7 protein-coding genes are annotated in these 6,583 nt (G+C 43.0%); 3 read left to right on the top strand and 4 right to left on the bottom strand.

Going from position 1 to position 6,583, the window contains the following annotated elements; all coding sequences use genetic code 11:
- Positions 1–104 precede the first annotated feature (104 nt).
- The 3 genes from A4S05_RS05310 to metX all read left to right on the top strand — a co-directional run bounded on the left by A4S05_RS05310 (position 105) and on the right by metX (position 3,168).
- On the top strand, positions 105–377 hold the full coding sequence (locus A4S05_RS05310) for a YeeE/YedE thiosulfate transporter family protein (RefSeq protein WP_256090832.1): 273 nt from the start codon (positions 105–107) through the stop codon (positions 375–377).
- A gap of 364 nt (positions 378–741) precedes the next feature.
- Positions 742–2,046, top strand: a complete 1,305-nt coding sequence (locus A4S05_RS05305) for an O-acetylhomoserine aminocarboxypropyltransferase/cysteine synthase family protein (protein ID WP_069068785.1) — start codon at positions 742–744, stop codon at positions 2,044–2,046.
- Between the two features lie 81 nt (positions 2,047–2,127).
- Positions 2,128–3,168, top strand: coding sequence for a homoserine O-acetyltransferase MetX (gene metX, locus A4S05_RS05300; protein WP_069068784.1), 1,041 nt, complete (start codon positions 2,128–2,130; stop codon positions 3,166–3,168).
- Between the two features lie 156 nt (positions 3,169–3,324).
- On the opposite strand, the gene A4S05_RS05295 is transcribed toward metX, so the two are convergent.
- The 4 genes from A4S05_RS05295 to pyrE are packed head-to-tail and all read right to left on the bottom strand — an operon-like array spanning position 3,325 to position 6,521.
- Positions 3,325–3,741 carry a GFA family protein gene (locus A4S05_RS05295; protein ID WP_069068783.1) on the bottom strand — a complete coding sequence of 139 codons (417 nt, stop codon included), beginning with the start codon at positions 3,739–3,741 and terminating at the stop codon, positions 3,325–3,327.
- A 29-nt stretch (positions 3,742–3,770) separates the two neighbouring features.
- Entirely contained in the window at positions 3,771–5,183 is a 1,413-nt protein-coding gene (locus A4S05_RS05290; protein WP_069068782.1) for an amidase, read from the bottom strand.
- A gap of 60 nt (positions 5,184–5,243) precedes the next feature.
- Complete coding sequence (locus A4S05_RS05285) at positions 5,244–5,918, bottom strand: O-methyltransferase (RefSeq protein WP_069068781.1); 675 nt, start codon at positions 5,916–5,918, stop codon at positions 5,244–5,246.
- 51 nt (positions 5,919–5,969) lie between these two features.
- The gene (gene pyrE / locus A4S05_RS05280; protein WP_069068780.1) at positions 5,970–6,521 is read right to left on the bottom strand and encodes an orotate phosphoribosyltransferase; all 552 of its coding nucleotides are present in this window, start codon (positions 6,519–6,521) and stop codon (positions 5,970–5,972) included.
- Between the last annotated feature and the right edge of the window lie 62 nt (positions 6,522–6,583).

Below are 6,583 nucleotides of genomic sequence, written 5' to 3'. Positions count from 1 at the left end.
CGATGATCCGGATTATGGTCAGGCGACTGGCATAATTTTTGACTCGCTTCGACTTTTAAAACATCCTCTAATTAATTCGTAATTACGCTCTGTACGAGATGCTCTTGCTAGCTTGCTTAAGAAGAACATTATTAGCCGCCGCCCTAGCAGGAAAACTCACACTACAAACTCAAATTACCTCATCAAAAGTTATTGCCACAGTGATTGGTGGATTGCTCATGGGTTATGGTGCATTTACTGCCTTTGGGTGTAATGTCAGTGCTTTTTTCAGTGCTATAGCTTCCACTAGCCTACATGGTTGGGTTTGGATTATTTGCGCTTTGTTTGGAACCGCTGTTGGTATTAAACTGCGCCCTCTGTTCCATCTGCCAAGTTAAGAGACTTCTAAGAATACCTTCCAATACAGTTCGGTTAAGGCAAGAGACGCGATAAATCGCCGTCTCTACAAAGGACTGATTCTTGTAAAGACGGTGATTTATCGCGTCTTTGGATCTAGGGCGTGTCATCAAAAAACCTTATCCGAACCGTATTGCGCGTAGACGGACTTTCCTGCGAGACGCTATACGAACCTTTGTGTGCAAGATGAACCGCGATTTCTAAGAGACTGGTATATTTGCAAAGATGAGATGCTCCTCAGAAGGATAACTCAGCAGATGGGGACTTGACCCAGGAATGTTAATATACTAAAAGCCGATAGACTTATGACTGTTTATCAAAATATTTTTACTACAGTAATTCTTTATGTCTGAAAAATATCGCTTTGAAACATTGCAAGTCCATGCGGGACAAGAACCATCTGTAGGAACTAATGCCCGCGCTGTACCGATTTATCAAACAACGTCATACGTTTTCGACGATGCGGATCATGGGGCGCGGTTGTTTGCTCTGCAAGAGTTTGGCAACATTTACACGCGGATCATGAATCCGACAACGGATGTATTTGAAAAGCGAATTGCTGCTTTAGAGGGGGGTGTAGCAGCGTTAGCTACCTCTAGCGGTCAGGCGGCGCAGTTCTTGGCTTTAAGTACGATCGCACAAGCTGGGGATAATATTGTTTCCACCAGTTTTTTATATGGGGGAACCTATAACCAATTTAAAGTTGCGCTACCACGTTTAGGGATAAATGTCAAATTTGTCGAAGGAGACGAGGTAGAAAAATTTCGTCAGGCGATCGACGATCGCACAAAAGCATTGTACGTGGAAACCATCGGCAATCCCCAATTCAATATTCCTGACTTTGCTGCCTTAGCCCAAATTGCTCATGAAAATGGGATTCCCCTGATTGTCGATAATACCTTTGGGGCTGGCGGATATCTGGCTCGACCAATTGAACACGGTGCAGATATCGTAGTCGAATCTGCAACTAAGTGGATTGGTGGTCACGGCACTTCTATCGGTGGCGTAATTGTCGATTCTGGTAAATTTGACTGGGGTAATGGCAAATTTCCCGTCTTTACTGAACCATCCCCCGGTTATCATGGGCTGATTTTTCAAGAAGTATTTGGTGTAGGTAGTCAATTTGGTAATATTGCCTTCATTATCCGTGCCAGAGTAGAAGGGTTAAGGGATTTTGGCCCCTCATTGAGTCCATTTAACGCCTTTCTGTTATTACAGGGATTAGAAACTTTGTCTTTACGTGTAGACCGCCATGTGAGCAACGCTTTAGAATTAGCCCAGTGGTTAGAAAAGCAACCACAAGTAGCATGGGTCAATTATCCAGGACTTCCCCATCACCCTTATCATGAACGAGCCAAAAAATATCTCAGACACGGATTTGGCGGTGTCTTAAATTTTGGTATCAAGGGCGGATTAGAAGCGGGTAAAACCTTTATTAATCATGTCAAATTAGCAAGTCATTTAGCAAACGTAGGCGATGCTAAAACCCTCGTGATTCATCCTGCTTCCACAACTCATCAACAGCTAAGTGATACGGAACAAATTTCCGCCGGTGTGACACCTGATTTGGTGCGTGTATCAGTGGGTATTGAACACATCGACGATATCAAAGAAGATTTTGAGCAAGCATTTCAATTCATTAGTCATTAGTCATTGGTCATTAGTCATTGGTCATTGGTCATTATTCTCTTATGCCTCGTCAGTTCCCCTATTCCCTATTCCCTGTTCTAGATGAATTATCAGCACTTCATTTCACCACAAACTCAGTATTATCATTTGCCGATGCCATTTGAGTTAGAAGGAGGTGAAGTTTTAACTGGGGTTCAGGTCGCTTATCGGACTTGGGGAAAGTTAAACTTAGCAGGCGATAATGGAGTGCTAATTTGTCATGCTTTAACTGGTTCGGCTGATGCAGATGACTGGTGGGAAGGTTTGTTAGGTTCAAAAAAAGCACTGGATAGCGATCGCAATTTTATTGTATGCAGCAATATTTTGGGAAGTTGTTATGGCACTACCGGAGCAACTAGCATCAATCCCCAAACAGGAATCCGTTACGGTGTATCATTTCCAGCGATTACGATTCGGGATATGGTTCACTTACAAGCTGCACTGATTAAATATTTGGGAATTAAATCTTTACAGCTAGTCATTGGCGGGTCACTCGGTGGGATGCAGGTATTAGAATGGGCGTTGTTATATCCAGAAATCGTGGAAGCGATCGCACCTATCGCTACTTCCGGTAGACATTCAGCTTGGTGTATTGGGTTAAGTGAAGCTCAAAGACAAGCTATCTATGCCGATCCCAATTGGCTTGGGGGTGACTACACACCAGAACAGCCACCAAACCAAGGATTAGCTGTAGCGCGGATGATGGCGATGAGTGCTTATCGTTCTTGGCAGACCTTTACAGATCGTTTTGGACGACAGTATGATGCTTCTGCTGACCAATTTGCGATCGCTAGCTACTTACAACATCATGGTCAAAAGCTAGTAGAGAGATTTGATCCCAATACTTACATCACTCTCACCCAAGCGATGGATAGTCATGATATTGCTCAAGGTCAAGACTATAAATCTGTTTTGCAAAGCATTAAACAACCTGCTTTAGTTGTTGCTATTGATTCTGACATTCTTTATCCACCAATAGAACAACAAGAATTAGCAGATTTAATTCCTAATGCTCAACTAGGTTTGCTGAAATCAATTTATGGTCACGATGCTTTTTTAATTGATATAGAAGCCCTGATTGAGCTATTAATTAACTTTCGATAAGCTTTAATACCCCTACACCAGAAGTGGTCAAAACCAGAATTTGTCACCAGATCAGTAGTAGCGCGTCTAGTCTAATTTGTTGGCTCAAATAATCAATGATCATAATTGAATTTTATTTTTCCCTCTGATGAACTCAACATTTTAAGACAGTCGCTACTAGCTATGGCGATTTCGAAAAAAACCAGGTAGTTCAGGATCAATATAAGCCCAAGGCACTGCGGAATCAGTCCAGATTTGATGCATCGGCTTAACCAACTGGGGATTGTCCAGACTTCCTGCTTTCAGCCAGACGAATTGGGGCTTTGCTGGCGCTCTCGTAAACAGGGGTGAACCGCATTCTGGGCAGAATTCACGAGTGATGCTGTTACCACTGTCTCCATTTTTCGTATAACTCTTAACTCTACCTGTTACGATACGCAGCGCGGCTGATTGTAGGCGAACTCCAATATTGAAAGCACTACCCGTCGTCTTTCTACAATCTCGACAATGGCAATAGTTCGCGGTTCCTAGTTCTCCCTTATACTCGTATCGCACATAGCCGCAAAGACACCCTCCTGTGACGAGTTCAGTCATAGTCTTTTTCGTTTGTAGTACATCTGAAATTACTGGGAAAAATTTGTGTTCACTTCCGAAGGCATAATGAAAGGAGAAACGGTTTCATAAGCTTTAGCTGCTTGCAATAGTAGTAAATCTCTGTACTTGGCAGCGACAATTTGTATACCTACAGGTAAGCCGTTTTTGGTGAAGCCACAAGGTACAGATGCAGCAGGTTGTTGTGTGAGATTAAAAGGATAAGAAAAAGGCGACCAATCTCGTTGCGGATTGTCAATATATGACAGGGGTCGATTTTGTCCAACAGGAAAAGCAACTACAGGTAAGGTGGGAGTAATCAGTAAATCATAGTTTTGATGAAATCTTTGCATTTGTCTTGCCAAAGCTTCCCGCGCATCTTGGGCGCTGAGATATTCTGCTAAAGTGAGGCGATCGCCTATTTGAGCAATACTCCGCAAACCTTCTTCAATTACAGCTTGTTGTTCTGGACTAAAGCCACGTAATAACTTAGCTGCGCCAGCTTGCCAAAAAGTTTGAAAAATCGGGCGAGGATTTACAAAACCTGGATCGACTTCTTCAACAATCGCACCGAGGTTGGAAAAAACATCTACTGCGGCTTTAACTAAACCAGCTACCTCTGAATCAACTTCAGCGTAGCCAAAGTTAGGACTGTAAGCAATTCTCAATCTGGCTACACCTTTATCTAAATCAGAAGTATAGTCTTGTCGATCATCTGGTAAAGCATACCAATCACGCACATCAGGATGGGCAATAACATTTAATGCGACGGCTGCATCAGTGACAGTGCGAACCAAAACGCCAACATGAAACAAATTTCCTGTATGGGCTGATGGATAGCCAGCCACACGTCCAAAAGTCGGTTTGAAACCAAACACACCTGTTAACGCCGCCGGTGTTCTGGATGATCCGCCGCCATCTGTACCGAGATGCAGTGTTCCCATTCCCAATGCAGCAGCGACAGCAGCCCCACCACTACTTCCTCCAGGAGTCAAGTTTAAATTCCAGGGATTGCGAGTGATACCAGTTACTTGACTTTCGGTGACACCCTTCCAACCAAATTCAGAGGTTGTGGTTTTTCCTAATAAAACTGCTCCCTGTTCCCGTAAACGGGCTACCGCAGGTGCATCTTCTTCCCAAGGTTGATTGACGTTAATTGCTTTACTTCCTCGGCGCGTTGGCAAACCCTTGGTTAACAGTAAATCTTTAGCAGTAAAGGGTATTCCATCCACCAAGCCAAGGGGATTTCCATTTAGCCAACGCACTTCTGAGGCTTGGGCTTCAGCCAGGGCGGTTTTTTCATCTACGATCGCAAAGGCGTTAACTGAGTTATTGTAAGTATTGATTCGTTCTAGGGCTGCTTTGGTGACTGCAACTGGTGACAATTGGCGATCGCGATATAGCGATAACAGTTGAGAAGCAGAAAAATCAGCAATGTCTGACATATTTCGGTTTGAATAGATTTATTGAAACTACGGCTTAGTTAAGGAGTTTGGAGAAGGTTGCTAATTGTCAGATGTCACAAGTGCGATCGCAAAACCGTCATACCCTTTGTTGCCTACAGTCTGGATGGCTGTTGCACTCACACGCGGTTCAGATGCGAGTAATTCATTAAAACGACGTACTCCTTGAACACTAGGATCATCGCTGTTCACCTCAATTACAGATCCATTGCGTACAACGTTATCAGCAATTATCAGGCTACCCTGGTGGGAAAGCTTTAACGCCCACGCAAAATATTCTGGGTTGCTGGACTTGTCTGCGTCAATAAAAATCAAATCAAATGGATTGTATTTCTCGTTATCCAGTTGCGGCAGTGTATCTACTGCCTGGCCAACACGCACCTCGACAAGATGAGCTAGATTAGCGCGGGCAATATTCTCGCGGGCAATTTCGGCGTGCTTGGGATTTGACTCTAGGGTGATCAAATGACCGTCAGCAGGCAATGCTCTGGCTAACCAAATTGTACTGTAGCCGCCTAACGTACCAATCTCCAAAATAGTGCGTGCTTTATGGATTAAAGCTAATAGCATGAGCAGCTTACCTTGGTTCGGCGAAACATTATGTGGTGGTAAACCAGCCGTATTACTAGCCTGAAGCGCCTCATCCAATACGGGATCGGCAGGCACAAGCAAATCAGTGATGTAACGATCAACTTCTGTCCATAAATTTTGAGTCATAACTCTTTTTTCGGTAACAGTAACAACAGCACTTTTTATATGACCTAAATATTAATTAGGAAAATCACTCCGCTTGAGCAGAGAAAGCAGTGTAATCCCTTCTGCTAAGAGTTTATCAATAGCACCTTCCTCGCGGTCAATCACGCAGAGTACATAATCAATTTGAGCGCCAAGTTGACGCAGTTGATTGGCTGAGATAACGATTTGACCACCAGAAGTTACTACATCTTCTACAATCAGTACCTTCCGATTATTAATCTGTACACCTTCAGCTAATCGAGAAGTTCCATATTTTTTCGCCTCTTTTCTCACGAATACAGCAGGTAAACCAGAGTAATGTGATAATAGTGTCACTATCGAAATGCCACCCAGTTCAAGACCTGCAAGTACTTCGATATCGCTTGGAATAAGAGTAAGCATCTGCTTAATAATAGCATTAAGTAAAATTGGATCTGCCTCGAATTGATACTTATCAAAGTATTCGTTTGATATTCGTCCAGAGCGAAGTTGAAACGACCCAACTAGATGTGAAACTGTATAAATTTGCTTTGCTATCTCGCTTTTAACTATTTCGGTTTCAGAGCGTTTTAGAAAATTTTCCATTAATTTAACCTTGCCAAAAAAATTGCTTTATCCAATTCAATAACGTGATATTTAACGTCTTA

The organism is Nostoc sp. KVJ20, assembly GCF_001712795.1.
Taxonomy (GTDB): domain Bacteria; phylum Cyanobacteriota; class Cyanobacteriia; order Cyanobacteriales; family Nostocaceae; genus Nostoc.
This window is presented reverse-complemented; position numbering and strand designations above follow the sequence as displayed.

Coding starts and splice junctions, on each gene's coding strand:
- A4S05_RS05305 (WP_069068785.1), top strand. CDS start 742: ATGTCTGAAAAATATCGCTTTGAAACATTGCAAGTCCATGCGGGACAA.
- metX (WP_069068784.1), top strand. CDS start 2,128: ATGAATTATCAGCACTTCATTTCACCACAAACTCAGTATTATCATTTG.
- A4S05_RS05295 (WP_069068783.1), bottom strand. CDS start 3,741: ATGACTGAACTCGTCACAGGAGGGTGTCTTTGCGGCTATGTGCGATAC.
- A4S05_RS05290 (WP_069068782.1), bottom strand. CDS start 5,183: ATGTCAGACATTGCTGATTTTTCTGCTTCTCAACTGTTATCGCTATAT.
- A4S05_RS05285 (WP_069068781.1), bottom strand. CDS start 5,918: ATGACTCAAAATTTATGGACAGAAGTTGATCGTTACATCACTGATTTG.
- pyrE (WP_069068780.1), bottom strand. CDS start 6,521: ATGGAAAATTTTCTAAAACGCTCTGAAACCGAAATAGTTAAAAGCGAG.